This is a genomic window from Pseudonocardia sp. SID8383 (assembly GCF_009864975.1).
Lineage (GTDB): Bacteria > Actinomycetota > Actinomycetes > Mycobacteriales > Pseudonocardiaceae > Pseudonocardia > Pseudonocardia alni.
In genome coordinates this window covers 1-220 of sequence record NZ_WWFY01000709.1, presented here as the reverse complement: position 1 = coordinate 220, position 220 = coordinate 1, and the positions used below count along the sequence as shown (strand labels likewise).

The 220-nt window shown below is 79.1% G+C and carries 1 protein-coding gene; it reads right to left on the bottom strand.

From position 1 onward, the window contains the following. A partial coding sequence (locus GTW08_RS16980; protein ID WP_161152215.1) for a glycosyltransferase occupies positions 1–204 on the bottom strand: 204 nt, incomplete at its 3' end. Between the last annotated feature and the right edge of the window lie 16 nt (positions 205–220).

The following is a 220-nucleotide window of genomic DNA, read 5'->3' as shown; positions in this document are numbered from 1 at the left end:
GTCGGCGGTCCCGTCGGTGGAGCCGTCGTCGAGGACGAGGATCTCGACGTCGGCCAGCCCGCGCTGCCCGGTCAGCGCCCGCACCGTCGGTGCGATCCGGTGTGCCTCGTCGCGGGCCGGGACCAGCACCGACACCGGCACGGTCACCGTGGGCGGCGCGGCGGGCGGGCGACGCAGCCCGGCCCGGTTCACCCAGGCCTGCACCGTCCCGGCCGCGGCG